The sequence below is a fragment of the Oceanicaulis sp. genome, assembly GCF_965284345.1.
GTDB lineage: Bacteria > Pseudomonadota > Alphaproteobacteria > Caulobacterales > Maricaulaceae > Oceanicaulis > Oceanicaulis alexandrii_A.
Window position 1 is genome coordinate 2,118,273 of the sequence record NZ_OZ260073.1, and the last position, 22,982, is coordinate 2,141,254.

Consider the following 22,982-nt stretch of genomic DNA (forward strand, 5'->3'; position numbering starts at 1 on the left):
GGCGTCACGAACCATAGTGGGTGGCGGCCGGTTCAGCCGGTCGCCACATCACATCCTGCACCGCGGGCGGCGCGCCGTTCTCGGCCGGGGCAGGGCGTCCGATCAGATAGCCCTGAGCCTGTTCGCACCCCACCATGTTCAACAATTCCAGCTGGTCTGCGGTTTCAACGCCCTCGGCCAGGACGGGGATATCCAGATTGCGCGCCAGGGTCACCACGGCGCTGATCACGGCGCGGGACCGTCCGCCATCCGACAGGCCGTCGGTAAAGCCCTTGTCGAGCTTGATCTTGTCGAACGGGAATTGCCGCAAGGTCTCGAGCGCCGAGTATCCGGTGCCGAAATCATCGAGCGCCATGGACACGCCCAGCGCCTTGATCCGCCGCAGCACGCTGAGCGACTGGCGCAGATCATGGATCAGAGCGGTTTCGGTCAGTTCGATCTCGAGCTGGGTCGGACTGAGGCCTGTGGAGACCAGCGCCTGCAACACCTTGCCCACCAGATGCGGGTCATTGAGCTGAATGGCCGAGAGGTTGATCGCCACTTTGGGCGAGCCCGGCCAGCGCGCCACTTCCTCGCAGGTGGTCTCCAGAACCCAATCGCCGAGGCGACCGATCAGCCCGTTCGCTTCGGCCAGGGGGATGAATTCGGCGGGGGACACCAGGCCTCGGACCGGGTGGGGCCAACGCACCAGCGCTTCATAGCCGCATACATCGCCGGTCTTGAGGTCGATCTGGGGCTGATAATGCATTTTGAGCTGACTGGTTTCGAGCGCCCGGCGTAAATCCTGCGCCAGCTCACGCCGTTGCCGGACGGCCTCGCCCAGGGCGTGTTCATATTGCTGGATGCGGTGCAGGGGATCGGTCTTGGCCTTGTACATGGCCAGGTCCGCATTGCGCATCAAGGTCTCGCGGTCTTCGCCGTCGTCAGGGCACAGAGCGACGCCGAGGCTGGCGCTGGTGATGATTTCAAAATCCGCATGACGCACCGGCGTCTGGAACAGGGAATCGATCAGGTTCAGTTCTTCTGTCAGAGCCGCTTCATCCTCAACCGGGATGACAATGCCGAATTCGTCGCCGCCCAGGCGCGCCGCAAAGCCGCCCGGCCGCTCATGCCCGCGCAGACGGTCGGCGATGTCGCACAGCACTGTGTCCCCGGCCTGATGGCCCCAGACATCGTTGATTTCCTTGAACCGGTTGAGGTCGATCATCAGAACGGCCAGGCGCTTGCCAGCGCGGGTTTCGATGGCGTGATCGACCATGGCGGAAAAACAGGCGCGGTTGGGCAGGTTGGTGACGATGTCATGCAAGGCCAGATGGCGCATGCGCCGGTCCGACCGTTCGCGCAGTCCCGCTTCAACCGCATAGCCGATCCCGCCGGCGCCGACCACGACCAGCGTCGCGACCGCGGTGGTGAAGGCCAGGATCTGGAAGGTGACAGGGTTCAGGCCTTCAGACGCGCCCAGGGGGATCACGACCATGGCGCCCATTCCGGTGAAATGCAGGCTGACCACCCCCAGGGCGAGCAGCAGGCCCGGAATGAGTTTTTTCAGGCCTTTGTCGAAACGGTCAGACACTTCAAACGCCAATGATGCGAAGAAGACGCCCAGCACCACCGAGGCGATCACATAGCGCAAATCCCAGCTCACCAGAGCGTCCAGATCATAAGCGGCCATGCCCACATAATGCATGCCGGTGACCGACAGCCCCACAACAGCGCCGGCCAGCGCCCGGGCGAATGACCAGGACAGGGTCGCGACATAGCTGCCGACAATCGTGCCGCACACGATGATCAGGGCGGACAGCGCCGTCTGGTCCACATCCAGGGTGACCGTCGCAGCCGGGCGATAGCCCAGCATGGCGATGAAATGCGTGGACCAGATCCCGGCGCTCAGGCAGATGGCGGTGATGACCAGCCACGCCACTTGTACGCCGCCATTGCTGCGCTCGCTTCGCCGCTGCAGCCGCAGGCTGAGCAAACAGCTGAGGATACACACCAGCGCCGCCAGAATGACGCTGGGGAAATGATGTTCAAGAGAGAGGCAGGTGAGGACGCGCAAAGGGTTCTCCTTAAGGTGCAAACTGGGTAGCAGCACACCCTTAACTCGCGCTTATGGTTGGGAACTTCTCGGCGCCCTCTTGCTCATAAACGTATTCAGATTTACCTCATCAGAATGACTGATCGCGTTTTGCCTCTCGCCGGCGTTTACAATTTTCGCCATTTCGGCGCCTACCCGCTCAGCGGCGGGGGACAGGTGCGTGACCGCCTTTATCGGTCGGGACAGTTTTCCCGCGCGACCGATGAGGATGTGAAGGCCCTGGACGGGCTCAACATCAAGGTCGTGGCCGATTTGCGCCGCCCCAGGGAACGTGAGCTTGAGCCGTCTCACTGGGGCGGGACCGACGCCGTGACGGTGCTCAGCTCTGACCATGCCGGTCATGCCGAGCCGCCGCATCTGGCCTTTCTGCGCGAAAGCGATCTGACCCTCGATAATATCCGCGGCTTCATGCAGAAGACCTATCAGCGTCTGCCGTTCGATGCGGGCAACAAGGCGGTGTTCAAGGCCGGGTTCGAAGCGCTGGCGCACTCTGACCCCGAAGACGGCTTCGTGGTTCATTGCGCGGCGGGCAAGGACCGCACCGGCATATTCTGCGCCTTCTTGCTGCTCGAGCTGGGCGTGGACGCCGACGCCGTGCGCGAAGACTATCTGATGACCAACACCGCCGTAGATTATGACGAACTGGCGCCGCGTTTCGCCAAACGCATCCGCGACAACATGGGGCGCGATGTGGGCGATCGCGAGATCCGCGCCTTTTTAGGGGTTGAGGAGTCCTATCTCGACACCGCCATGGACGCCGTGGGCGATGTGCCGGGCTATCTGCGCAATGAGCTGGGCCTGAGTGACGCCGTGATCGCGCAATTGCACGAGCGGCTGAAAACCTCGTGACCGCGGCGCCGGATCGGGCGCCCACGCTGGACTGGGTAGAGCCGGTCCAGGCGCTCCGGGCGTTTGAGGCTGCGCCTTACACCTTGTTGCTGCAAGGCGGCGGCGCCCAGCCCTGGGGGCGCAAGAGCTATCTGTGCGCCTATCCCGCATTCACTCTTGAAGATCAGGACCCTCTTGCGGGGTTTGAGCGCCTCAAGGCGGGCTATCGTCCTGTCAGCTCGTCGCAGGGTGAGGGGTTTGCCGGCGGCTATGCGGGGCTGTTCGCCTATGATCTGGGCCAGGCGTTCGAAGACCTGCCGGTCTGCCCCCCGGCCCGGGGCGGATGCCCCGTCATGGCCATGGGCTGGTATGACGCGGTGCTGGAGTTTGATCACGGGGCGCGAACGATCCGGGCGTTAGGCGCGCCGAAGGCGGCGGCGCGACTGATTGAGGCGCTCAAGACGTCTGCGCTTGATCTCGACCCGTCCGTCAGCGCCGGGCGGTTGTCTCAGGACTGGCCGGATGCGCGATATCTCGAGGCTGTCGAGACCGCGCGGGATTATATCCACGCAGGCGACGTGTTTCAGGTCAATCTCTCCCATGCCTTCACTGGTCATATGACGGGGGAGCAAGCGCCGCTGGCGTTTTTTGAGCGTCTGATCGCGGACAGCCCGTCCGCTTTCTCAGCGTATTTCCGGCTGAGCGATGAGCAAGTCATCATCACCAATTCGCCAGAGCGTTTTGTTCAGGCGTCCGCGAGCGGGGAGATCGAGACCCGGCCCATCAAAGGCACCCGGCCGCGCCGAACAGACCCCGTTCAGGATCGGGCCGAAGCGGACGCGCTGGCGGCGTCTCTGAAGGATCGGGCGGAAAACCTGATGATCGTAGATCTGATGCGCAATGACCTGGCGCGGGTCTGTCAGCCCGGCTCAGTCAAAACGCCTGAATTGTTCAGCATTGAGAGCTACGCCAATGTCCATCATCTGGTCTCCACCGTTCGGGGGCGATTGCGCTCCGACCTCAATGTGTTTGACCTGATTGCGGCGACGTTTCCGCCCGGCTCCATCACCGGGGCGCCGAAAGTGCGCGCCATGGAGATTATCGCCGAGCTCGAGCAACAAAGCCGTGGACCGTATTGCGGGGCGCTGGGCTGGCTGGGCGCCGACGGCGCGTGCGATCTCAATGTGATGATCCGCACCGCCAGCTTGCGAAAAGCGGGGGCGGGCTGGGATGTGGAGGTGCGTTCGGGCGGCGCGATCACCATTGATTCAATCCCTGAAGACGAGCTGGCGGAAACCCGGGACAAGGCCGCCGCGCTCAAGGCCGCGATCGAGGGGCGCCGATGACAAAGCTCTGGCTGAACGGCGACATGCTGGACGCGGACACCGCCCGGATTGATCCGGCGGACCGGGGTTTTCTTCTGGGCGATGGCGCGTTTGAGACGATGCGGTATGAGGCGGGCGCGGTGCGCCGCTGGCCGCGTCACCGGGCGCGTCTTGAGAGCGCCTTGCTGAACATCGAGATCGCCTGCCCGGACTTTGACACGCTCGAAGCGGCGGCGGCGCAGCTCTGTGAGGCGAATGCGCTTGAGCGCGCCAGGGTGCGCCTGACAGTCTCTCGCGGCCCGTCCGGAGGCGGGCTGGCGCCGCCCGCGGACGCTATGCCGACTGTGCTGATCACCGCCAGCGCGCTGCCGGGCGCGCAGCAAGCTCAGAGCGCCACGATCGTTGAGAGCGCCCGGCGCGATGCGCGAAACATTTCCAGCCGGTTCAAGCTGACTGATTACGCCGACATGCTGATGGCGCGGCGCGACGCGGTGCGCCAGGGCGCGGACATGGCGCTGGTTCTGTCCGCTGACGACCATGTGTCCAGCGCGGACAGCGCCAATGTGTTCTGGGTGACGGAGGGGCGAGTTTATACGCCGGATCTGTCCTGCGGATGCCTGCCCGGGACCAGTCGCGCGGCGCTGATTGCGGCGCTCAAGGCCGAGGGCGAGGCTGTGATCGAGGGGAGGTTTACGCCAGAGGCCGTGATGCAGGCTGAGGCGGCGTTCGTCACCAACGCCGTACGGGGCGTCGTGCCGCTTGCGCGTGTGAATGACCGTGATTTTCCATCCGCTGACAGCGCGACCGCTCGTTTTGCGGCGCTCTGTGACGCTGCGCCTTAGCCGCGGCGAACCCAGGGTCCGCGACGGGGCCGCAGATAGGCGGTGTCTGACAAGGTGATCGGGGTTTTCGTCAACTCACCCAGATTGGTGGAGAAGACGTAATTGGCCTCCACCATGATGATCGAGTTCATCGGCGCCAGAAGACCTTCGGGCAGTTCGGGCAGGCTGTCAGTGTCGAGCGGGGTCATCCCCTCGCCATCGCTCCAGTCCACGAAGATTTCCTCATCGGCGTCCATCCGGATCGAGGTGATGCGCAGACTCAACGGCCCTGTATCGAACGGGTTCAGAATGGCGTCGCCTGCCGCGTAGATATCGATCAGGTCTGCATCCGTGATGAAATCGTCCTGGGTGACGAGGTCGGCCACGGAGTTGGCGACCTGAGAGACCTTGCGATCCGCGGTCAGTCCCAGCGTCAGCTGCACCGAGCCCAGATACAGCGCGATCATGAACGGAGCGAGCAGGGCGAACTCGACCGCCGACACGCCGCGTTCGTCGCGCCGTAAGCTCAGCAATGACTGAATGAACTGACGCATGGGGCTACTCAAAGGGTTCATTGCGGAACACGGCGGTCGCCGTGATCAGGCGTTTATTTCCGCCCATATTGGACATGCCAGAGACCACGCCCGGCGCCAGCAACTGCCAGTCATAGAAGACGCGCACCACAACCACATCGCCGCCGCCGCCGGGGTCGAATGTAAACGCGCTGTCGTCAATCTCGCCGTCCCCATTCAAGGGCGCGCTGGTCGAGCTCGAAGAGAAAGAGTCAAAGGTGCGCACATCCACACTGATGCGGCTGCAATCAGCGACCGAGCTGATGCGCTCGCAGATCGAGCCGCGAAAATCCGCCACAGTCTGGTTGGATTGCTGAAGCTGGCCTGTCCGGATGCTGCGCGCCGCTTCGTGGACGCCGTTCTCGATGATGGTTGAGCCTAGAAAGAACAAGGCGACTTCCAGCGTGGCGAAGATCAACAGGAAAAACGGGGCTGCAATCAGCGCAAACTCGACCGCCGCCGCGCCTCGGCGCGCACGGATGAAGCGTTGCAAGCTGCGTTTGATCGTCGCCTTCAGCGGCATGATCCCACCCTCTTATTGAAGGCGGGAGTATGCGGCAGAGCGCTTAATGCCCGATGAAACGGTAGAGTTAATTTTCGGCGGTTCCCGCGCCGTCACGGATCGCGTTGCGCTGGATGTTCATGTCGTTGAACCAGCTCTGATCATCGCCGATCTGAGGCAGGGCCTGACAGGTCGGCGCGCAGACATAGGTTTCCGGGCGGCCAGAGTTGCGGAAGATCTGAACGGTCCCGCTATCGGGCTGCGCCACCACAAGGTCAGAGGTATAGAGGACGCGGCCTGCTTCATCGAGCACGATGAGGTTGGTGCGGCCGAACACCTTCCCGGTCACAAATAGGGTGCGCGAGTCATAGAGCATGGCGTCGGCGATGCCGGGATTGCCCACAATTACGCCTGCTGCGTCGCCGGGCAGCCGGATCAGCCCCGCCTGATCGGCGGAGACGACAAATTCCCGCGCCTGAGCAGACCCCAGACCCAGACCCAGAACCAGACAGACGGCGATGGCGATAGCGCGAAAACCCATGACAGGCCTCTCTCTATAGAGTTGACGTCAGTATGGAGTTGGGCCGTGAAGGAAACCTAAACGCTCCTTCTGCATCCGGGGTTTGAAGCGCGACCGTGCGCAGGCTTAAGGAGAGATCAAGTTAGTTGATTGTTTATTGGTGTTGATGATCTGAGTTCTTTTGGGTTTTGTGTTTACTTTTTATTAGTCATGGCTGCGGGTTTTGAGATTTACCAAAAATAAAGCATGGATTTTTACTCGCTTTAAATCGTCTTCGGGTTTTACTCCACATGCATTCAGGACGGGGCGGAAACAAGGCTGCGCTCCTGGGGCCACAGAAAAATATCTATGGAGTGGATGGGATGAACAACCTGGTTTCGCGTTTTCTGAAAGATGAGTCTGGCGCTACTGCGATCGAATACGGCCTGATCGCTGCGCTTATCGCCGTCGTGATCATCACGGCCGTGACGACCCTCGGCACTAACCTCAGCACCACCTTCACCAATGTGGGCACGCAGCTCTCGACCGCAAACGGCGGCGCAGCTGGCGGCGGCGGTGAAGGCGGCGGCGAAGGCTAAGCCTCGCAGCGCTGACTTAAGCGACGCATGTGAAAAGCCGTCCCGAAAGGGGCGGCTTTTCTGCATTTGCGGTCGAATTGATCGCGTTTGAGAAGCCTTAAGCATAAGCGCCTACGCTCCGGACTCCTCTTGCTGTGTCCGGGTTCGGGTCATGATTTCCAATATCGCCCTGTTGGGTTTTGCCTTTCTGATGCTCTGCGCCGTCTGGTATGACGTGCGCAGCTTCACCATTCCCAATTGGGTGCCGGGCGCCTTGTTAGTCGGCTGGGTCGTCGCCGCGCCTTTTCTCGGCCTGGGCTGGATGGACGCCGGCTTGTCATTTCTGACCGGTCTGGGCGTGCTGGCGCTGGGCATGGCGCTCTGGGCGCCGGGCTGGGTTGGCGGCGGCGATGTCAAATTGCTGGCGACAGGCGCGCTCTGGTTCGGTTGGCCAGACGGGCTGGCCTTTGTGCTGATCGCCGTGGCGGCGGGCGGCGTGCTGGCGGTGATCCTGGTGATCGCGCGTCAGATCGTGAACATGCTGCCGATTTCATCGGATGTTCTGGGCGCGACCGCGCTCGCGCAGGGCGCGCCGGTGCCCTATGCGATCGCCATTGCGGCGGGCGCCTTGCTGGTGCTGCCCCAGGCCCAGATGTTCGCGGTCTATACCGGATAGTTAACGCGCTGATCACCCACCATTAACGCGGCCTTGAGAATTATCGGCTCTGATGCCTGCTGACGCCTTGTGCGCAAAAGGGTTTTGGGGTCCGACATGAACGCTGTCCGCTTGATTGTGCTTGCTGTCGCTGCGCTGGCGGCTGTCTTCGCCGCCGTGTTCGTGCGCGGCGCCATGCAGCCTGCCGCCGCGCCGGCGCCTGTCATTGTGGAACAGGCGGCCGCGCCTGAAGTGATGCAAGTGCTTGTCGCGGCGCGTGACATCAGCCCCTCCATGCGGGTCAGCGCCTCTGATTTTCGCTGGGCGGACTGGCCGGTCGAAGCGGTGATGCCCGCCTTTCTTAATCGCAATGACACTCCGGATGCGCTGGAAACCCTGAGCGGTTCGATCGCGCGCGCCGCCTTTGTGGATGGCGAGCCGATCCTGCCGGGCAAGCTGGTGCAGCCGGGTGAGGCGGGCTTCATGGCCGCCGTGATTGATCCAGGCATGCGCGGCGTCGCCGTGCCGATCTCGGCTGAATCCGGTGCGGGCGGGTTCATCCTGCCTAATGACCGGGTGGATGTCCTTGTGACGACTGACGGGCGCAATACGGGCTATATCTCTGAGGTCCTCGTCGAGAATGTCCGCGTGCTCGCCATCGACCAGACCTATGTGGAGGATGGCGAAAGCGTCGTGCTGGGCTCGACCGCCACGCTGGAGTTGACCCCGGAACAGACCCGCGCCGTGGCGCTGGGCGTGGCGGAAGGCGATATCGTGCTCGCCCTGCGTTCGGTCGCGGACCGCGAGGGCGGGCCCCGCCTGCCGGACGGATCGTCCAATGATCAAAACCAAAATGGCCGAGAAGTGCGCATCATCCGCTATGGCGCCGAACAGCGCGTCGCTCTGGGAGGGACGCCATGATGAGATCCATCACCCAGGCTGTCTGCGCCGCCGCTGTGCTTGCAGCGGCTTGCACGGTTTCTGCGCAGGCCCAGCTGTCGGGCGGCCGGACCGAAGCCAACAACACCTTGCAGGTTCATATCCGCGAACCGGGCGCAGGCCCGGCGTCGGAAAGCCTGCAATTGCCGCTGGGGCAAGCCGCTGTCATTCATCTGCCCGAAGACGCCGCTGATGTGGTCATCGCCAATGATGCGGTCGCCAGCGCCGTGGTGCGCACCACGCGGCGCGCCTTCGTTTTGGGTCAGGATGTGGGCCGCACCAATATCTTCTTTTTTGACGCCGACGGCGGACTGATCCTCGACCTCAATGTTCGGGTCGAGCGCGACATCGCCGCGCTGCAGGACGCGCTGGACCGCTTTGTGCCCGAAGGCCGGGTGCAGGCGGAAAGCATGAACAACAATATCGTGCTGTCTGGTCAGGTCCCGTCCGCCTCCGCCGCCGACACCGCCTTGCAGGTGGCGCAGCGCTGGGTGGAAAACCCTGACCAGGTGGTCTCTTTCCTGACCGTGGAGGGGCGCGATCAGGTCACCTTGCAGGTGCGCATCGTCGAGATGGAGCGCACCTTGGTGCGCCAGCTGGGCGTCAATCTCAGCGGCGAACAGGCCTTTGGCGAGTTCACGCCGAACATTCGCACCGCCGCCACCAATGATCGCGGCGACCCGTTGTTTGATCAGAACGGCGCGCCCATTTTCGAAGTCTATCAAGCCGGACGCTTCCAGAATTCGTCGTCTTGGGGCACCTCGAACGCCTTTGGCGTCGCAGGGGCGGCGCTCGGCGGTCTTGCGGGCACGATCGGGACCCGGAATCTGGTGGACGGCGTGCTGCAAAGCTCCATCTCCGCCACATTGAACGCGCTCGAGCGCGTGGGGCTGGTGCGGACGCTGGCCGAACCCAACATCACCGCCATTTCCGGCGAGCCGGCGCAATTCCTGGCGGGCGGGGAATTCCCTGTGCCTGTCGGCCGTGACCGCGACGGCAATGTCACCATCGAGTTTAAACCCTTCGGCGTCGGGCTGGGCTTCACCCCCGTCGTTCTGTCCGAAGGGCGGATTTCACTGCGGGTCTCCACCGAAGTCTCCGAGCTGTCCAATGAAGGCGCGATTTCTCTGAATTCGACCGTGATCACCGACAGCGACGGCAATGTCACCGGCTCGGTGCCGGGCGTGACCATTCCGGCCCTGTCGGTGAACCGCGCCGAGACCACGGTTGAGCTGCCCTCTGGCGGCTCCATGGTGATCGCGGGCCTGATCCGTGAAGAGACGCGCCAGGCCATGGACAGCGTTCCGGGGATTGAGCGCATGCCGGTTCTGGGCTCGCTCTTCCGGTCTCGTGATTTCGCCAACAATGAAACCGAGCTTGTGGTCGTGGTCACGCCGTATCTGGTGGACCCGGTCAATCCCAATGATCTGGAAAGCCCGGCGGAAGGGTTCGCCGTGTCCTCGCTGGCCGCGGGCGCCTTTCTGGGACGTCTGAACCGGGTTTACGCCGCGCCGGGCGCGCAGGTGGAAAACCGCGGCTGGTCAGGCCCGGTCGGCTTTGTGCTGGAGTAGCGTGATGAATCTTGTCTTCAAAAGCCTGATGGTCGCCGGCGCTCTGGTCGTCGCCGGCTGCGCCAGCGCCCCCGAGCCGCGTCCGCGCGCCACCGCCGCGGCGGAAACCGTCCGCGTCAGCATGGCAGTCAGCGCCATCGACAACGGGCTGACCTGGAACCAGATCGATGTGATCGAAGCCGTCGCCGCCGAGTACAAGGCGCGCGGCCATGGTCCGCTGGTGATCTCCTATCCGCAAAACGCCGGCAATGCCGACGCCGCCATCGGCGCCATCGCCGAGGCGCGGACGCGGCTTTACGCGGCCGGGCTCGACTGGCGTCAGATTTCCGGCGGCGCGTATGAAGCGGGCGGCCGGATCAGCGCGCCGGTGATCTTCTCCTTCACCCGATACGAAGCGATTGCGCCGGAGTGCTCGACCACTTGGACCGATATGGCCCGCGCGCGCCCCAATGAGACCTGGCCGCGCTTTGGCTGCGCCACCGCCAACAATCTCGCCAGCATGGTCGCGGATCCGCGCGATCTGGTGGCGCCGCGCACAATGGATGCGCCTGATTCCGCGCGGCGTCAGGGCGTGCTCGACAATTACCGGCGGGGCCAGTCCACCGCCAGTGAGCGCTCCGACCGCGAAAGTGGAGCCGTCAGCTCCAGCGTCGGCAATTAATTAGGGTATGGCTATGAACCGCACCGCTGACGCCTTTGAAGATGAAGCGTTCGACGTCGCCGACGAATTCGTCGCCGAGGACGCGTACACGCCGCAAGAGCCGTTGAACGCAGCGCCGGAAGATCCGTTCTATGATGCGGAAAGCATTGAACGCCGGATGCTCGGCGAAGAAGAGGGGTTTGGCGACGCGAACACGACGGCGCAACCGGCTGCAGATCCGGGCGCGCGCCCGTTCGGCGCCCGTCTGGCCGACGCCAATCAGCACGCCGGCTATGATGATGAGTTTGACGGGTATGAGCCGGCGGCGCCTTTGCGCCCGGCTCAGGCCCCGGCGGGCGACGCCAGGACGGATCCGTTCGGCGATGCGGATGCGATGCCGCTGACCTCTCCCATCGCATCGGGCGGCATGACGGGTGAGATTTCGGCTGTGTCCGGCCCCGATGAATCCCTGATCAATCAGCCGGTCCCGCGCATTGCGATCCATGCGTTTTGCGAGAGCCCGGAGACCGGGCGTCTGATCCATCACGCCGCCGATGATCGACGCATGGCGCGCACCCATGTGACGGTGGAGCTGGGCGGTCTGTCCGCCGCCATCGAGCGCTTTCATGACGAGAGCACGCCCGAGCTGCTGATCCTTGAGACCGGCATGCGCGGCCGCGAATTGTTCCAGCAGCTTGAAGATCTGGCCGCGGTCTGTGACGGCGACACCAAGGTGATCATTATTGGCGCCGCCAATGACATCACCCTGTATCGCGAACTCATCAAGCGCGGGGTGAGCGAATATCTCGTGCCGCCGATGACGCCGCTGCACCTGATCTCGACGATTTCCGGCCTGTTCCTGGACCCTGAAGCGCCGTTCGCCGGCCGCTCCATCGCCTTTATCGGCGCCAAGGGCGGGGTGGGCTCGTCCACCATCGCGCACAATGTCGCCTGGCAGATGACAGAGGGTCTGAGGTCGGATGCTGTGCTGGTCGATCTTGATCTCTCATTCGGGACGGCGGGTCTCGATTTCAATCAGGACCCGGCCCAGACCATCGCCATGGCGCTTGAGGAGCCTGACCGGCTCGACGACGCCTTGCTTGATCGCCTGCTGGTGCGGTGCACGGAACGGCTGAGCCTGTTCTCGGCGCCCGCAACCCTGGAACGCGACTGGGATTTCGGATCGGAAGCGTTTGAGACCGTGCTCGACAAGGTGCGCCGCCAGGCGCCGTTCGTGGCGCTCGATCTGCCCCACGCCTGGAGCCCCTGGGTGCGCCAGACCCTTTTGAGCGCGGACCAGGTGGTGGTGACGGTGACGCCCGATCTCGCCAGCCTGCGCAACGCCAAGAACCTGTTTGATCTGGTGCATAACGCCCGCCCCAATGACGAGCCGCCCAAAGTGGTGGTGAATATGGCCGGGTGTCCGAAAAAGCCCGACATCCCGCTCAAGGATTTCTCGGACGCTTTGGGCGCGGCGCCCGTGCTGGTGCTGCCGTTTGAGCCCGCCCTGTTCGGCAAGGCGGCCAATAATGGCCAGATGATCCCTGAAGTGGATCCCAAATCAAAAGCGGCGGACGGGTTCTCGCATCTGGCGGCCCAGCTCACCGGTCGGGCGCCCGCATCGCCGCGCCGCAAATCGCTCTTCGGTTCGCTTCTGGGAAAAGGCTAACGCGCGATCATGTTCGGTAAGCGCCCCACTGGTACGCAAACCCCGCCGAAATCGTTCGGCGGCGGCGCAGCGCGTCCGTCCCAGGGCGGCTCTGGCGGCGTGGCGACCCAGGCGCGCCCGCCTGCGCCCAAACCGGCCCCCGCAAAACCGGCGCCCGCCGCCCCGGCGGCGCAGCCTGCGCCTGCTGCCGCGGCTGCGCCCAAGCCCATACCTTCCGCCGCGCTCAAGCCCAAGGCCGCCAATCAGGCCGCCACCATCGGCGCGGAGCGGTCGGCGGAATACTATGCGGTCAAGACCACCATCTTTAACGCCCTGATCGACACGATCGATCTGGGCCAGCTCGCGCGCCTCGATAATGAGACCGCGCGCGATGAAATCCGCGACATCGTCACCGAGATCATCTCGATCAAGAACGTGGCCATGTCCATCGCCGAGCAGGAGCAATTGCTTCAGGACATCTGCAATGATGTTCTGGGCTATGGCCCGCTCGAGCCCTTGCTGGCGCGCGACGATATCGCCGACATCATGGTCAATGGCGCAGGCGACGTGTTCATCGAGGTCAATGGCCGGGTCCAGAAGACCAATATCCGCTTCCGCGATAACGGCCAGCTGATGAATATCTGTCAGCGCATCGTGTCCCAGGTGGGCCGCCGGGTCGATGAAAGCTCGCCGATCTGTGACGCGCGCCTGGCCGATGGCAGCCGGGTGAACGTCATCGCGCCGCCTTTGTCGCTTGACGGCCCGACGCTGACCATCCGGAAATTCAAGAAAGACAAGCTCAAGCTCCAGAACCTTGTGGAGTTCGGCTCGATCTCGCCTGAAGGCGCGCGCATTCTGGAAATCATCGGCGCTTGCCGCGCTAATGTGCTGATCTCGGGCGGCACCGGCTCGGGCAAGACGACGCTTCTCAATTGTCTCACCGGCTTCATCGGTGAAGACGAACGCATCATCACCTGTGAAGACGCCGCAGAACTCCAGCTGCAGCAGCCGCATGTGGTGCGTCTTGAAACCCGTCCGCCGAACCTCGAGGGCCAAGGCCAGGTCACCATGCGCGATCTGGTGAAGAACTGCCTGCGGATGCGCCCCGAGCGCATCATCGTGGGCGAGGTGCGCGGACCGGAATCCTTTGACCTGTTGCAGGCCATGAACACCGGCCATGACGGCTCCATGGGCACGCTGCACGCCAACTCGCCGCGAGAGGCGCTGAGCCGGATTGAATCCATGATCACCATGGGCGGATACAATCTGCCCACAAAGACGATCCGCGAGATGATCTCGGGCTCGATCGACGTGATCATCCAGGCTGCGCGCCTGCGCGACGGCTCACGCAAGATCACCCATGTCACCGAAGTGCTGGGCATGGAAGGTGATGTGATCATCACCCAGGATTTGTTCCTGTATGAGATCACCGGCGAAACGGAAAACGGCGATATCGACGGCCGCCATGTCTCCACCGGCATCGCCCGCCCGAATTTCTGGGAGCGCGCGCGCTATTTCGGGCTCGACGCCCAGCTGGCCGCCGCCCTCGACGCGTCGGAGGCCTGAGCCATGCCCCCCGAACTCGCCCTTTATGTCGCTGCTGGATGCGCCTTTATCGCCGTGGCCGGCGTGGGCTTTGCGTTTGTAGGCTCCGGCGAGGAGAAAAACCGCAAGATGCGCCTCGAAGGCGCGGTTGGCGGGCCGTTACAGGCGGGGCGTCGCCGGGTCTCGGCGGTGGACAGCGCCAACCAGAAACGGCGTCAGATCCAGGAAGGCCTCAAAGAGCTCGAAGAGCGCCAGAAGGCTGAGCGCAAAAAATCGCTGACCCTGCGCGCGCGTCTGGATCAGGCGGGCTTGTTGAAAACCGGACCGATGCAGTTCTGGATCGTGTCCGCCATTTTGGGGGTCGTCGCTGCTTTCGCCGTCCTCATTGCGGGCCTGAACCCGTTGATCTCGATCGCCGCCGCCATCATCGCGGGGCTGGGCCTGCCGCGCTGGGTGCTGGGGATGATGCGCAATTCGCGGCAGAAGAAGTTCACCGAGAATTTCGCCGATGCGCTCGACATCATCGTGCGCGGCGTCAAATCCGGCCTGCCGCTCAATGAAACCCTGAAAATCATCGCCCAGGAGGGCGAGGCGCCGGTGAAGCAGGAATTCCAGCTTCTGGTGGAAGGTCTCGCCGTCGGGGTGGACGTGGAAGAGGGGATGCGCCGCATGTATCGCCGCATGCCGCTGTCAGAATTGTCCTTCTTCACCACCGTGCTGGCCATTCAGCAAAAGGCGGGCGGCAATCTCGCCGAGGCGCTCAACAACCTCTCCACCGTATTGCGCGCGCGCAAGATGATGCGCGAGAAGGTCGGCGCGCTGTCGTCTGAAGCCAAGGCCTCCGCCTGGATCATCGGCTCCTTGCCGCCGGGCGTGGGGGTGATGGTGTCCATCATGTCGCCTGATTACATGACGCCGCTTCTGACCACCCCGACCGGGCATTTCCTGCTTCTGGGCGGGGGCGTGTGGATGCTCACCGGGATCTTGGTCATGCGCGGCATGATCAATTTCAAAATGTAGGGGGGCGGCATGAGTGATTTCATCACCTGGATCGTCACCCCGGCCAATCTGTTCGCGGTCATCGCCGCCGGGCTTGTGTTCGCGACGGTGTGGACCCTGTCCGCGCCGGCGTTTGGGGGCAATGACCTCAACAAGCGCATGAAAGCGGTCGCCAACCGCCGGGATGAGTTGCGGCGCAAGGCGCGCGAAGAGCTTGAGAAATCCGCCGCCGAGAAAAAGGGCGGGCTGCGCGGCAAGGATACCCGCTCGCTCTATCGCAAGGTGGTGGAGAAGCTCAATCTCGCAACCTTGCTGGAAGACGCCAATTTGAAGACCAAGCTGGTCCAGGCCGGTTATCGCGGCCAGGGCCCGGTCTACGCCTTCTATTTCGCCCGCTTCGCCATTCCGCCCGTGCTGGGGCTGATCGGCTTTTTCTATCTCTGGGTGGTCAATGATTTCGGCTTGCCGCTGATGCAGCGTCTGACCGTGGTGATGGGGCTGGCGGTGCTGGGCTATTATGCGCCGGGCATCTATCTGTCCAACAAGGCCGCCAAGCGGCGCGATTCCATCATGCAGGCCTTCCCGGACTCGCTCGACCTCCTGTTGATTTGCGTTGAAGCCGGCATGTCCATCGAAGCCGCCTTGCACAAGGTCGCGGCCGAAGTGGGCGCGAACTCGATGGAGCTGGCCGAGGAATTATCCCTGACCAACGCCGAGCTGGCCTATCTGCAGGATCGGCGCATGGCGTTCGAAAATCTGGGCAAGCGCACCAATCACGCCGGGGTGAAAGCGGTGGCGACCGCCCTGATCCAGGCGGAGCGGTACGGCACGCCGCTGGGGCAGGCGCTAAGGGTCATGGCCAAGGAAAACCGCGACATGCGCATGAGCAATGCGGAAAAGAAAGCGGCGGCCCTGCCGGCCAAGCTGACCGTGCCCATGATCCTGTTTTTCCTGCCGGTTCTGTTTGTTGTGATCATCGGCCCCGCCGCGATCAGTTTCCAAAACATGTAAGCCCCGCTAGGGTGAGGCTCGCGCTTTGGTCTATCACAAGGCGTCGCGTTCAGAGGGAGCCGTCAAGGCATGTTTGGTGGTGAAAAGGCTGTGGCCAAGCGTCGGGAGGCGATCCGGATCGCCGACCAGGCGGCGGAACACGCCCTGGACGCGCTGGCGGAAGGCGATCTCAATCGCGCGCGTGAGGAATTGGCGGCGGTTCCTCGCAAGCTCAAATTCGCCGATGGCGGCTGGAAGCCGGCTCTGGCCTCCGCCGTGGTGGATCTCGCCAGCGGCAAGCGCCGGTCCGGCAACGCCAAGCTTCTGGATGTTTGCGCAGGTCTTGATGAGACTTCGCTGACCAAGGACGACAAGGGCTATCTGCGCCTGTATGCGCTCTACCGCGCCATTGAAGCGTCCAAGGACGGGCGGGCGCCGGTGGAGCTGCGGGCTGAAGCGGAGAATTTCCGCTTTGACCAGATCATGGTCAGCCAATCGCTGAAGACCCGGTTTCCCTTGAAAAAAGTCGAAGACGTGCAGACTGCGCCGCCACCCATGGCGCCCCCGCCGGATGTGGGCGAGGTTTAGGCGCTCTTAAGGTCAGCAAGCTAACCGCCCAGCGCTTCGGAGCCTCGCAGCTGGTCCCAGCTTCGCGGGCTGCTCATCAGGGCGCGGATATATTCAAGATTGGCGTCCGCCATTTCCGGCGTGGAATCGATCAGGGCGATCTCGCGCGCTTCGTCAAATCGGCCTTGCAGCGCCAGCGCCATGGCGAGATTCTGGCGCACTTCAGGACCCGCCGTGACGTGTTGCATTGCCTGACGCAGGACCGTCTCGGCGCGTTCGGGTTCACCGCCCAGCAGATAGGACAGCGCCAGATTGTTCATGATCGCCGGCTCGCCCGGTGCGAGGCCCAAGGCTTCCTGAAAGCGTGCGCGGGCCTGGTCAGGCCGGCCGCTCTGGTCGAGCGCCACGCCCAGCGTGTTGATCAGACGCCAGTCCGGCTCGCCTGAATTGAGCGCCCGCATCAGATATTCCACCGCTTGCGCGCCGCGTCCGTCCGCGGTCAGCGCCATGCCGTAAGCGCTTAGAAGCTCTTGATCGGCCGGATACAGCGCCAGCGCTTGCCGCGCCACTTCCGCCGCGCGCTGGCTGGATCCCAGCTGGCGCAACACGTCTGACAATTCATAGGCGGCTTCGCGGTCGCCGGGATTGAGCTCATAGGCTTCCGCCCAGAACGCCGCCTGGGTCAGAAGGTCCTGATTGTGGATCGCCTCACGCTCCGCCGCCGTGGCGGGCGCGATGGAGCGTTCCTGCAAAGCTTCGCTGAGCTCGGCTTCCTGCTCGGTCGGTTGCAGCTCGGCATGGGTGGCGCAGCCGGACAGAACGCTCAGACTGGCGGTGATCCACAGCGCGGCGATTGCAGGAGATGGGCGGGCCATGCTCTACCTTTTTGACGTCAGGCTATATGCATCCAAATGTATGCTGTGAGAGTGCCTGTGAGCCGGTCAAGAAGTCGTTAACGTTTCCACCGTGTTCACCATTAGCGCCTGACGCCTGCAAGACCTGTGTGATTGAAAGAGTTAGCATGACCGACCTTTTCGCCTCGCCTTCAGATTTCGCCCGCACCGCACGCCTGGTCACGGCCTCAGGCCTTGAGGCGGAGCTGTCGCGACTGAGCGATTCCAGCGCCGCCCATGCGCGCGCCAGCGGGTTTGAAGCGGGACCGGGACAGGTGGTGATGTTGCCAGGCGAAGCGGGGCTCGATGCGCTGGTGGGCGCGGGCAAGGGGCAATCGCCTTTTGACGCCGCCGGCGCGGCTTTGGCCCTGCCCGAAGGCGACTGGGCCTATGACGGCCTGCCCGAGGGCTGGGACGCCACCCAGACCGCCATCGCCTTTGCGCTCGGCGGCTATCAGTTCACCCGTTACAAATCCCCCAAGCGCGCCCCGGCGCGTCTGGTGACGGCGCAAGATTGCGATGTGGCCGAGGCCGAACGCGTCGCCAAAGGGGTGATGCTGTCACGCGACCTGATCAATACGCCAGCGGGCGACATGCTGCCTTCTCATCTGGAAGCGGAAGCGCGCAAGCTGGCTGACGCGCATGGCGCCTCGGTCAGCGTGATTACAGGCGATGATTTGCTCGAGCAAAACTATCCCATGATCCATGCGGTGGGCCGCGCCGCGACGGACGCGCCGCGCCTGATCGAGTTTGAATGGGGCGATGAAAGCCATCCGCGTCTGGCGCTGGTGGGCAAGGGCGTGTGCTTTGATTCCGGCGGGCTCGATATCAAACCCGCCGACGGCATGCTGTTGATGAAAAAGGATATGGGCGGCTCCGCCACCGTGCTGGGCCTCGCCTCGATGATTATGGACGCCAAATTGCCGGTGCGCTTGCATGTGCTGATCCCGGCCGTTGAGAACGCCATTGCGGGCAACGCGTTCCGCCCCGGCGACATTCTGGCCAGCCGCAAGGGCCTGACCGTTGAAGTGGGCAATACCGATGCGGAAGGCCGACTGGTGCTGGCGGACGCCATCACCAAGGCGTGCGAATCCGACCCCGAGCTCTTGATCGACATGGCGACGCTGACCGGCGCCGCGCGTGTGGCGATGGGGCCGGACGTGGCGCCGTTCTACACCGATGTGGACGCCATCGCCGAAGGCGTCTCCGAAGCGGGCTTCGCCATTGACGACCCGGTCTGGCGCCTGCCCTTGTGGGACCGCTATGACGAATGGCTCGACAGCCCGATCGCCGATCTCAGCTCCACCGGCTCGGGACGCTTTGCGGGCTCGATCACAGCCGGTTTGTTCCTGCGCCGCTTCGGATCGGACGCAAAGCAATGGGCGCATTTCGACATTTTCGGCTGGACGCCCGCGGCGCGCCCGGGCCGTCCGCAGGGCGGTGAGATGCTGGCGGGGCGGGCGGTCTACGCCTATCTCAAGCAACGCTTCGGAGCCTGATCCATGAGCGCCGCCTCCACTGTCTATCAGGTCACAGCCGGGGTCTCGGCGCTACGTCGTACGCCGGCCGAGGACGGACCGATGGATACCCAGCTGCTCGCGGGCGAAGCCTTTGAGGTGGTTGAAGAGGCGAATGGCTGGGGCCGGGGCGTAGCCTCGCTCGACGGGTATGAAGGCTGGGTGGATATGGCGACGCTGTCCGCCCCGGCCCTGATCCCGACCCACACCGTCAAGGCGCTGCGCACCTATGTCTATTCAGAGCCGGATCTGAAAAGCGCGCCGGTCTGCCTGATCTCGATGAACGCCAAGGTCGTCGGCGCCCGGCGCGAAGGGCGCTTCATTGAGGCGCAGCGCATGGGCTGGGTGTTTGACGGGCATTTGCGCGCTGTGGGGGATGAGGTCGAGCCCGACTGGGTCGCCGTCGCCGAGCGGTTTGTGCACACGCCCTATCTGTGGGGCGGCAAGGAAAGCCTGGGGCTCGATTGTTCGGGCCTGATCCAGACCGCCATGGAAGCGGCGGGGCGCTTCATCCCGCGCGATTCCGGCCCGCAGGAAGCCTGGGCGAAAGCCAATGGCCGGGCTGTCGAGCTGACCGAGGATTTCAGCGGGCTGGAGCGCGGGGATCTGGTGTTCTGGCCAGGACATGTGGGCGTGATGACGGACGCTGAAACGCTGTTGCACGCCAATGGCCATCACATGATGACTGTGGCTGAGAACCTGTCCCGCGCCGCGCGCCGGATCGCCTTTCATTACGCGCCGCCGACCGGCGTCTATCGGGTGGGCTAGGGCTTCGTTCATCCTGTTGATTAAAGCTTGATCAAATTGCGTGTGTCATAGTCCGTGCCGTGTCTTCCAGAACTGCATGGATGAAGGAGACGTCTTTGCTCGGCAAAGTGAAACTGGGTGATGAACCGGGACGTCTTGCGGCGTTGCATCGGTATCAGGTTCTGGATACGGGTCCGGAACGTCCGTTTGAGACCATCGTCTCCTTGATCGAGGACATTCTGGAGACGCCGATCTGCGCGGTGACTCTGCTGGACGCTGACCGTCAATGGTTCAAGGCGCGGCGGGGGGTGAGCGTGTGTGAAAGCGCGCGCGACGCCGCGTTTTGCAATTACACGATCCAGCAGACCGAGCCGCTGATCGTGGCGGATGCGACTGCAGATCCGCGCTTCGCCGATAATCCCATGGTCACCGGGCAGCCGCACATCAAGGCCTATGCCGGCGTGCCGCTTGTATCCCCCGACGGCTATCAGATCGGCACGCTGTGCGCGATCGACACCAAGCCGCGCGACTTCGCCGACCATGAAATCAAGCTGCTGACAAAGTTCGCCAAGCTGGTGGTGGATGAACTTGAATTGCGCCTGGAAGCGGGCACCGACTCCCTGACCGGGGTGATGTCGCGCCGCTACTGGATGATGACGGTCGACGAAGAGATCCAGCGTGCGGCGCGCAACGCCAATTTGTTGACGATCGCCTTGTTTGATATCGACAAGTTCAAGCGCATCAACGACACCTATGGCCACGCCTTCGGTGATTTGGTGATCCGGACCGTGGTCAACGCTTGTCTCGATCATGTCCGGGCCGGGTCCAGGCTGGGTCGACTGGGGGGCGAGGAATTCGTGCTCCTGTTCACCGAATGCGCGCTTGATCAGGCGGTGGTCGCCGCCGAACGCTGCCGCCGGGCCATTGAAGCCATCCATCTGACCGCGCCCAATGGCGACGAGGTGCGGGTCACCGCCAGCTTCGGCGTCGCGCCGCTGTTTTCCTATGCGCTATCGCCGGATGATCTGATCGAACTGGCCGACCGGGCGCTCTACCGGGCCAAGGAGGCGGGCCGGAACCGGCTGGAAGTGGGGCAGGTGGCCGCCAATATCTACCCTGACAGCGCCTGATCAAATCAGGGCGTTCGCCAGATAGGGCAGGCTGACATCCATGCGATAATCAATGCCGGAATGGGTGTCTGGGAATTCTTCATAGCGGTGCTTCACGCCCAGCTCTGTCAGACGCCGGGTCAGCCGCCGCGCGCCATAGACCAGATCGTACTGGTCCACATCGCCACAATCGATAAACAGCGCCTTGAGGTCGTTCAGGCCCGCATGATGGCTCTCCACCAGGGTCAGAGGGTCCCAGTCCAGCCAGTTGGACCACAGCGCCTCTATGCGCTCACTCGTATCCAGACTCACCGGCAGGCGCACGCCGAAGGGCTGGCTGGGATCGGGATCATAGGTCGCCGCCATCGCAAACGTCATCAGGGCGTGAATATCATCGCCCTTGGGCTTGGGGCTGGTTTCAAGCTGTTCGATGAACGCCTCAACCGAGCCATGCTTGGCGAGCGCGCGCAGGGCCGCGGGAAAATCGCGCGCATAGCACAGCTCAAACGCCATATCGCCGGAATGACACGCCGCCGCCGCCCAGAATTCGTTATGCTTGAGCGCGTGGACGATCGATCCATACCCGCCCGAGCTTTTGCCGAAGACCCCGCGCTGGCCCGCGCCGCCGCACTGAAACCGCGCTTCCACTGCGGGCACGAATTCGGTGATCAGGATGTCCTCCCACGGCCCCATGACTGACGAGTTCACATACTGGTTGCCGCCCAGACGGGTGAAGCAATCGGGCATGGCCACCACCACCGGCGGCAGCACGCCGTCGCCGATCAGCCGGTCGAGGCGCTCAGGCAGGTTTTCGCCGAAATTCTTCCACGCTGAATGGCTCAGCCCCGACCCGGTATAGCCCGCCAGATCCACCAGAAGCGGCAGGCCCGCCCCGTCATGGCCGTGCGGCGTATAGACATCAATGTGCCGCTCGGTCGGATCACCCAGAAGATTGCCTTCAAGCAGTTTCGACTGGACCGTGATGCGGGTGACTTTTCCGGCGGGGTGCGTGGTGCGGCGGGTCATGAGGGCTCCTGAGTTGAAGCGCCATGACAGGCGGGTTGGGCGCCAAGATCAAGTGGGGTTTCAGGTCGCAGACTCACACACCCTCTCTTCCCCGGCGAAGGCCGGGGCCCAGAGACTATCGAGCGCCTTGCATCGGTCTCTGGGTCCCCGCCTGCGCGGGGAAAGAGGATGACAGCGGGTAATGAGGAGACTGATCAGGCCGGACGGCGCGACCGGAACGCCGCGGTCAGCGTGCCGTCGTCGAGATAATCGAGCTCGCCGCCCACCGGCACGCCGCGCGCCAGCGAGGTGATGTCCACGCTCGCCTCGGCCAGCTTGTCGGCGAGGAAATGGGCGGTGGTCTGGCCGTCCACTGTGGCGTTCAGCGCCAGGATGATTTCCTTGACGTCCTCACGGCCCGCCCGCTCGATCAGCCTGGCCACATTCAGGTCTTCAGGCCCCACGCCGTCGAGCGCAGACAAAACCCCGCCCAGTACATGATAGCGGCCGCGAAAGGCGCTGGCGCGTTCGAGCGCCCACAGATCACCGACCGTTTCGACGACGCAGATGACGCTGTCATCGCGGCGGTGGTCGCTGCACACCGCGCACGGATCGGTGACGTCAAGATTGCCGCAGGTCGAGCAGGCGCTGATCTTCTCCGCCGCCTCGGCCAGAGCGTCCGCCAGCGGCATCATCAATTGCTCGCGCTTTTGCAGCAATGACAGCGAGGCGCGCCGTGCAGACCGCGGCCCCAGCCCGGGCAGCTTGGACAGAAGCTGGATCAGACGCTCGATTTCAGGACCAGCGGACATGGAGGCCTCGATTGGGAATCACGGATGTGAGGGTAGGGCGTAGCGAGCGTTTAGACCAAGCGAAAGGCTGAGCAAGGGGGGCTATCACTCACTCTGTCATTCACCGGTTTATCCGGTGAATCCAT

General features: G+C 63.6%; 23 protein-coding genes. 16 read left to right on the forward strand and 7 right to left on the reverse strand.

Annotation, left to right across the window (positions count from 1 at the left end):
• Window positions 1-4: 4 nt before the first annotated feature.
• Window positions 5-2,056, reverse strand: coding sequence for a putative bifunctional diguanylate cyclase/phosphodiesterase (locus tag ACQ66J_RS10170; protein ID WP_430431545.1), 2,052 nt, complete (start codon window positions 2,054-2,056; stop codon window positions 5-7).
• Window positions 2,057-2,170: 114 nt separating this feature from the next.
• Here ACQ66J_RS10170 and ACQ66J_RS10175 point away from each other — a divergent pair, with 114 nt between their 5' ends.
• From ACQ66J_RS10175 to ACQ66J_RS10185, 3 genes are read left to right on the forward strand one after another with little or no spacing between them, the layout of a single operon-like run.
• Window positions 2,171-2,944, forward strand: a complete 774-nt coding sequence (locus ACQ66J_RS10175) for a tyrosine-protein phosphatase (RefSeq protein ID WP_430431546.1) — start codon at window positions 2,171-2,173, stop codon at window positions 2,942-2,944.
• Window positions 2,941-4,269, forward strand: a complete 1,329-nt coding sequence (gene pabB / locus ACQ66J_RS10180; RefSeq protein ID WP_430431547.1) for an aminodeoxychorismate synthase component I — start codon at window positions 2,941-2,943, stop codon at window positions 4,267-4,269. The genes ACQ66J_RS10175 and pabB overlap by 4 nt, the downstream gene beginning before the upstream one ends.
• A complete protein-coding gene (locus ACQ66J_RS10185) occupies window positions 4,266-5,090 on the forward strand; it encodes an aminotransferase class IV (protein WP_430431548.1) in 825 nt (274 codons plus the stop codon). The genes pabB and ACQ66J_RS10185 overlap by 4 nt, the downstream gene beginning before the upstream one ends.
• Here ACQ66J_RS10185 and ACQ66J_RS10190 read toward each other — a convergent pair.
• The 3 genes from ACQ66J_RS10190 to ACQ66J_RS10200 all read right to left on the reverse strand — a co-directional run bounded on the left by ACQ66J_RS10190 (window position 5,087) and on the right by ACQ66J_RS10200 (window position 6,684).
• Entirely contained in the window at window positions 5,087-5,623 is a 537-nt protein-coding gene (locus ACQ66J_RS10190) for a TadE/TadG family type IV pilus assembly protein (protein WP_430431549.1), read from the reverse strand. The genes ACQ66J_RS10185 and ACQ66J_RS10190 overlap by 4 nt on opposite strands.
• A gap of 4 nt (window positions 5,624-5,627) precedes the next feature.
• On the reverse strand, window positions 5,628-6,164 hold the full coding sequence (locus ACQ66J_RS10195; protein WP_375549870.1) for a TadE/TadG family type IV pilus assembly protein: 537 nt from the start codon (window positions 6,162-6,164) through the stop codon (window positions 5,628-5,630).
• 67 nt (window positions 6,165-6,231) lie between these two features.
• Window positions 6,232-6,684, reverse strand: coding sequence for a pilus assembly protein N-terminal domain-containing protein (locus ACQ66J_RS10200; protein WP_430431550.1), 453 nt, complete (start codon window positions 6,682-6,684; stop codon window positions 6,232-6,234).
• 341 nt (window positions 6,685-7,025) lie between these two features.
• Between ACQ66J_RS10200 and ACQ66J_RS10205 the strand changes: the two genes are divergently transcribed.
• From ACQ66J_RS10205 to ACQ66J_RS10250, 10 genes are all read left to right on the forward strand, one after another.
• Window positions 7,026-7,241, forward strand: coding sequence for a Flp family type IVb pilin (locus ACQ66J_RS10205; protein ID WP_022701485.1), 216 nt, complete (start codon window positions 7,026-7,028; stop codon window positions 7,239-7,241).
• Between the two features lie 151 nt (window positions 7,242-7,392).
• Window positions 7,393-7,896, forward strand: a complete 504-nt coding sequence (locus tag ACQ66J_RS10210; RefSeq protein WP_375549868.1) for an A24 family peptidase — start codon at window positions 7,393-7,395, stop codon at window positions 7,894-7,896.
• Between the two features lie 96 nt (window positions 7,897-7,992).
• Complete coding sequence (gene cpaB, locus ACQ66J_RS10215; protein ID WP_375549867.1) at window positions 7,993-8,796, forward strand: Flp pilus assembly protein CpaB; 804 nt, start codon at window positions 7,993-7,995, stop codon at window positions 8,794-8,796.
• A complete protein-coding gene (locus ACQ66J_RS10220; protein ID WP_430431551.1) occupies window positions 8,793-10,385 on the forward strand; it encodes a type II and III secretion system protein family protein in 1,593 nt (530 codons plus the stop codon). The genes cpaB and ACQ66J_RS10220 overlap by 4 nt, the downstream gene beginning before the upstream one ends.
• Before the next feature lie 4 nt (window positions 10,386-10,389).
• A complete protein-coding gene (locus ACQ66J_RS10225) occupies window positions 10,390-11,046 on the forward strand; it encodes a CpaD family pilus assembly protein (protein ID WP_430431552.1) in 657 nt (218 codons plus the stop codon).
• A gap of 13 nt (window positions 11,047-11,059) precedes the next feature.
• Window positions 11,060-12,694, forward strand: coding sequence for an AAA family ATPase (locus tag ACQ66J_RS10230; protein WP_430431553.1), 1,635 nt, complete (start codon window positions 11,060-11,062; stop codon window positions 12,692-12,694).
• 9 nt (window positions 12,695-12,703) lie between these two features.
• The gene (locus ACQ66J_RS10235; protein ID WP_430431554.1) at window positions 12,704-14,239 is read left to right on the forward strand and encodes a CpaF family protein; all 1,536 of its coding nucleotides are present in this window, start codon (window positions 12,704-12,706) and stop codon (window positions 14,237-14,239) included.
• Between the two features lie 3 nt (window positions 14,240-14,242).
• Window positions 14,243-15,238, forward strand: coding sequence for a type II secretion system F family protein (locus ACQ66J_RS10240; RefSeq protein ID WP_430431555.1), 996 nt, complete (start codon window positions 14,243-14,245; stop codon window positions 15,236-15,238).
• 9 nt (window positions 15,239-15,247) lie between these two features.
• Entirely contained in the window at window positions 15,248-16,228 is a 981-nt protein-coding gene (locus ACQ66J_RS10245; protein ID WP_430431556.1) for a type II secretion system F family protein, read from the forward strand.
• Between the two features lie 69 nt (window positions 16,229-16,297).
• Window positions 16,298-16,795 (forward strand): hypothetical protein, encoded by a 498-nt coding sequence (locus ACQ66J_RS10250; RefSeq protein WP_375549860.1) that lies wholly within the window; start codon window positions 16,298-16,300, stop codon window positions 16,793-16,795.
• Window positions 16,796-16,815: 20 nt separating this feature from the next.
• Here ACQ66J_RS10250 and ACQ66J_RS10255 read toward each other — a convergent pair whose 3' ends face one another.
• Window positions 16,816-17,649 (reverse strand): tetratricopeptide repeat protein, encoded by an 834-nt coding sequence (locus ACQ66J_RS10255; protein WP_430431557.1) that lies wholly within the window; start codon window positions 17,647-17,649, stop codon window positions 16,816-16,818.
• Window positions 17,650-17,795: 146 nt separating this feature from the next.
• On the opposite strand from ACQ66J_RS10255, the gene ACQ66J_RS10260 reads away from it, so the two are divergent.
• The 3 genes from ACQ66J_RS10260 (at window position 17,796) to ACQ66J_RS10270 (ending at window position 21,061) form a co-directional block, all read left to right on the forward strand.
• Complete coding sequence (locus tag ACQ66J_RS10260; RefSeq protein WP_430431558.1) at window positions 17,796-19,166, forward strand: leucyl aminopeptidase family protein; 1,371 nt, start codon at window positions 17,796-17,798, stop codon at window positions 19,164-19,166.
• Window positions 19,167-19,169: 3 nt separating this feature from the next.
• Window positions 19,170-19,952: a C40 family peptidase gene (locus ACQ66J_RS10265; RefSeq protein WP_430431559.1), complete on the forward strand. Its 783-nt coding sequence runs from the start codon at window positions 19,170-19,172 to the stop codon at window positions 19,950-19,952.
• An 80-nt stretch (window positions 19,953-20,032) separates the two neighbouring features.
• Window positions 20,033-21,061 carry a sensor domain-containing diguanylate cyclase gene (locus ACQ66J_RS10270; RefSeq protein WP_430431560.1) on the forward strand — a complete coding sequence of 343 codons (1,029 nt, stop codon included), beginning with the start codon at window positions 20,033-20,035 and terminating at the stop codon, window positions 21,059-21,061.
• Here ACQ66J_RS10270 and ACQ66J_RS10275 read toward each other — a convergent pair whose 3' ends face one another.
• Together ACQ66J_RS10275 and recR are read right to left on the reverse strand one after the other, a co-directional pair.
• Window positions 21,062-22,066 (reverse strand): alpha/beta hydrolase, encoded by a 1,005-nt coding sequence (locus ACQ66J_RS10275; RefSeq protein WP_430431561.1) that lies wholly within the window; start codon window positions 22,064-22,066, stop codon window positions 21,062-21,064.
• Window positions 22,067-22,260: 194 nt separating this feature from the next.
• Window positions 22,261-22,857, reverse strand: coding sequence for a recombination mediator RecR (gene recR, locus ACQ66J_RS10280; RefSeq protein ID WP_430431562.1), 597 nt, complete (start codon window positions 22,855-22,857; stop codon window positions 22,261-22,263).
• Between the last annotated feature and the right edge of the window lie 125 nt (window positions 22,858-22,982).

What these genes read in the sequence shown, in the direction of transcription:
- ACQ66J_RS10175 (WP_430431546.1), top strand. Translation starts at nt 2,171, where the DNA reads ATGACTGATCGCGTTTTGCCTCTCGCCGGCGTTTACAATTTTCGCCAT.
- ACQ66J_RS10185 (WP_430431548.1), top strand. Translation starts at nt 4,266, where the DNA reads ATGACAAAGCTCTGGCTGAACGGCGACATGCTGGACGCGGACACCGCC.
- ACQ66J_RS10190 (WP_430431549.1), bottom strand. Translation starts at nt 5,623, where the DNA reads ATGCGTCAGTTCATTCAGTCATTGCTGAGCTTACGGCGCGACGAACGC.
- ACQ66J_RS10195 (WP_375549870.1), bottom strand. Translation starts at nt 6,164, where the DNA reads ATGCCGCTGAAGGCGACGATCAAACGCAGCTTGCAACGCTTCATCCGT.
- ACQ66J_RS10200 (WP_430431550.1), bottom strand. Translation starts at nt 6,684, where the DNA reads ATGGGTTTTCGCGCTATCGCCATCGCCGTCTGTCTGGTTCTGGGTCTG.
- ACQ66J_RS10205 (WP_022701485.1), top strand. Translation starts at nt 7,026, where the DNA reads ATGAACAACCTGGTTTCGCGTTTTCTGAAAGATGAGTCTGGCGCTACT.
- ACQ66J_RS10210 (WP_375549868.1), top strand. Translation starts at nt 7,393, where the DNA reads ATGATTTCCAATATCGCCCTGTTGGGTTTTGCCTTTCTGATGCTCTGC.
- cpaB (WP_375549867.1), top strand. Translation starts at nt 7,993, where the DNA reads ATGAACGCTGTCCGCTTGATTGTGCTTGCTGTCGCTGCGCTGGCGGCT.
- ACQ66J_RS10220 (WP_430431551.1), top strand. Translation starts at nt 8,793, where the DNA reads ATGATGAGATCCATCACCCAGGCTGTCTGCGCCGCCGCTGTGCTTGCA.
- ACQ66J_RS10225 (WP_430431552.1), top strand. Translation starts at nt 10,390, where the DNA reads ATGAATCTTGTCTTCAAAAGCCTGATGGTCGCCGGCGCTCTGGTCGTC.
- ACQ66J_RS10230 (WP_430431553.1), top strand. Translation starts at nt 11,060, where the DNA reads ATGAACCGCACCGCTGACGCCTTTGAAGATGAAGCGTTCGACGTCGCC.
- ACQ66J_RS10235 (WP_430431554.1), top strand. Translation starts at nt 12,704, where the DNA reads ATGTTCGGTAAGCGCCCCACTGGTACGCAAACCCCGCCGAAATCGTTC.
- ACQ66J_RS10240 (WP_430431555.1), top strand. Translation starts at nt 14,243, where the DNA reads ATGCCCCCCGAACTCGCCCTTTATGTCGCTGCTGGATGCGCCTTTATC.
- ACQ66J_RS10245 (WP_430431556.1), top strand. Translation starts at nt 15,248, where the DNA reads ATGAGTGATTTCATCACCTGGATCGTCACCCCGGCCAATCTGTTCGCG.
- ACQ66J_RS10250 (WP_375549860.1), top strand. Translation starts at nt 16,298, where the DNA reads ATGTTTGGTGGTGAAAAGGCTGTGGCCAAGCGTCGGGAGGCGATCCGG.
- ACQ66J_RS10255 (WP_430431557.1), bottom strand. Translation starts at nt 17,649, where the DNA reads ATGGCCCGCCCATCTCCTGCAATCGCCGCGCTGTGGATCACCGCCAGT.
- ACQ66J_RS10260 (WP_430431558.1), top strand. Translation starts at nt 17,796, where the DNA reads ATGACCGACCTTTTCGCCTCGCCTTCAGATTTCGCCCGCACCGCACGC.
- ACQ66J_RS10265 (WP_430431559.1), top strand. Translation starts at nt 19,170, where the DNA reads ATGAGCGCCGCCTCCACTGTCTATCAGGTCACAGCCGGGGTCTCGGCG.
- ACQ66J_RS10270 (WP_430431560.1), top strand. Translation starts at nt 20,033, where the DNA reads ATGAAGGAGACGTCTTTGCTCGGCAAAGTGAAACTGGGTGATGAACCG.
- ACQ66J_RS10275 (WP_430431561.1), bottom strand. Translation starts at nt 22,066, where the DNA reads ATGACCCGCCGCACCACGCACCCCGCCGGAAAAGTCACCCGCATCACG.
- recR (WP_430431562.1), bottom strand. Translation starts at nt 22,857, where the DNA reads ATGTCCGCTGGTCCTGAAATCGAGCGTCTGATCCAGCTTCTGTCCAAG.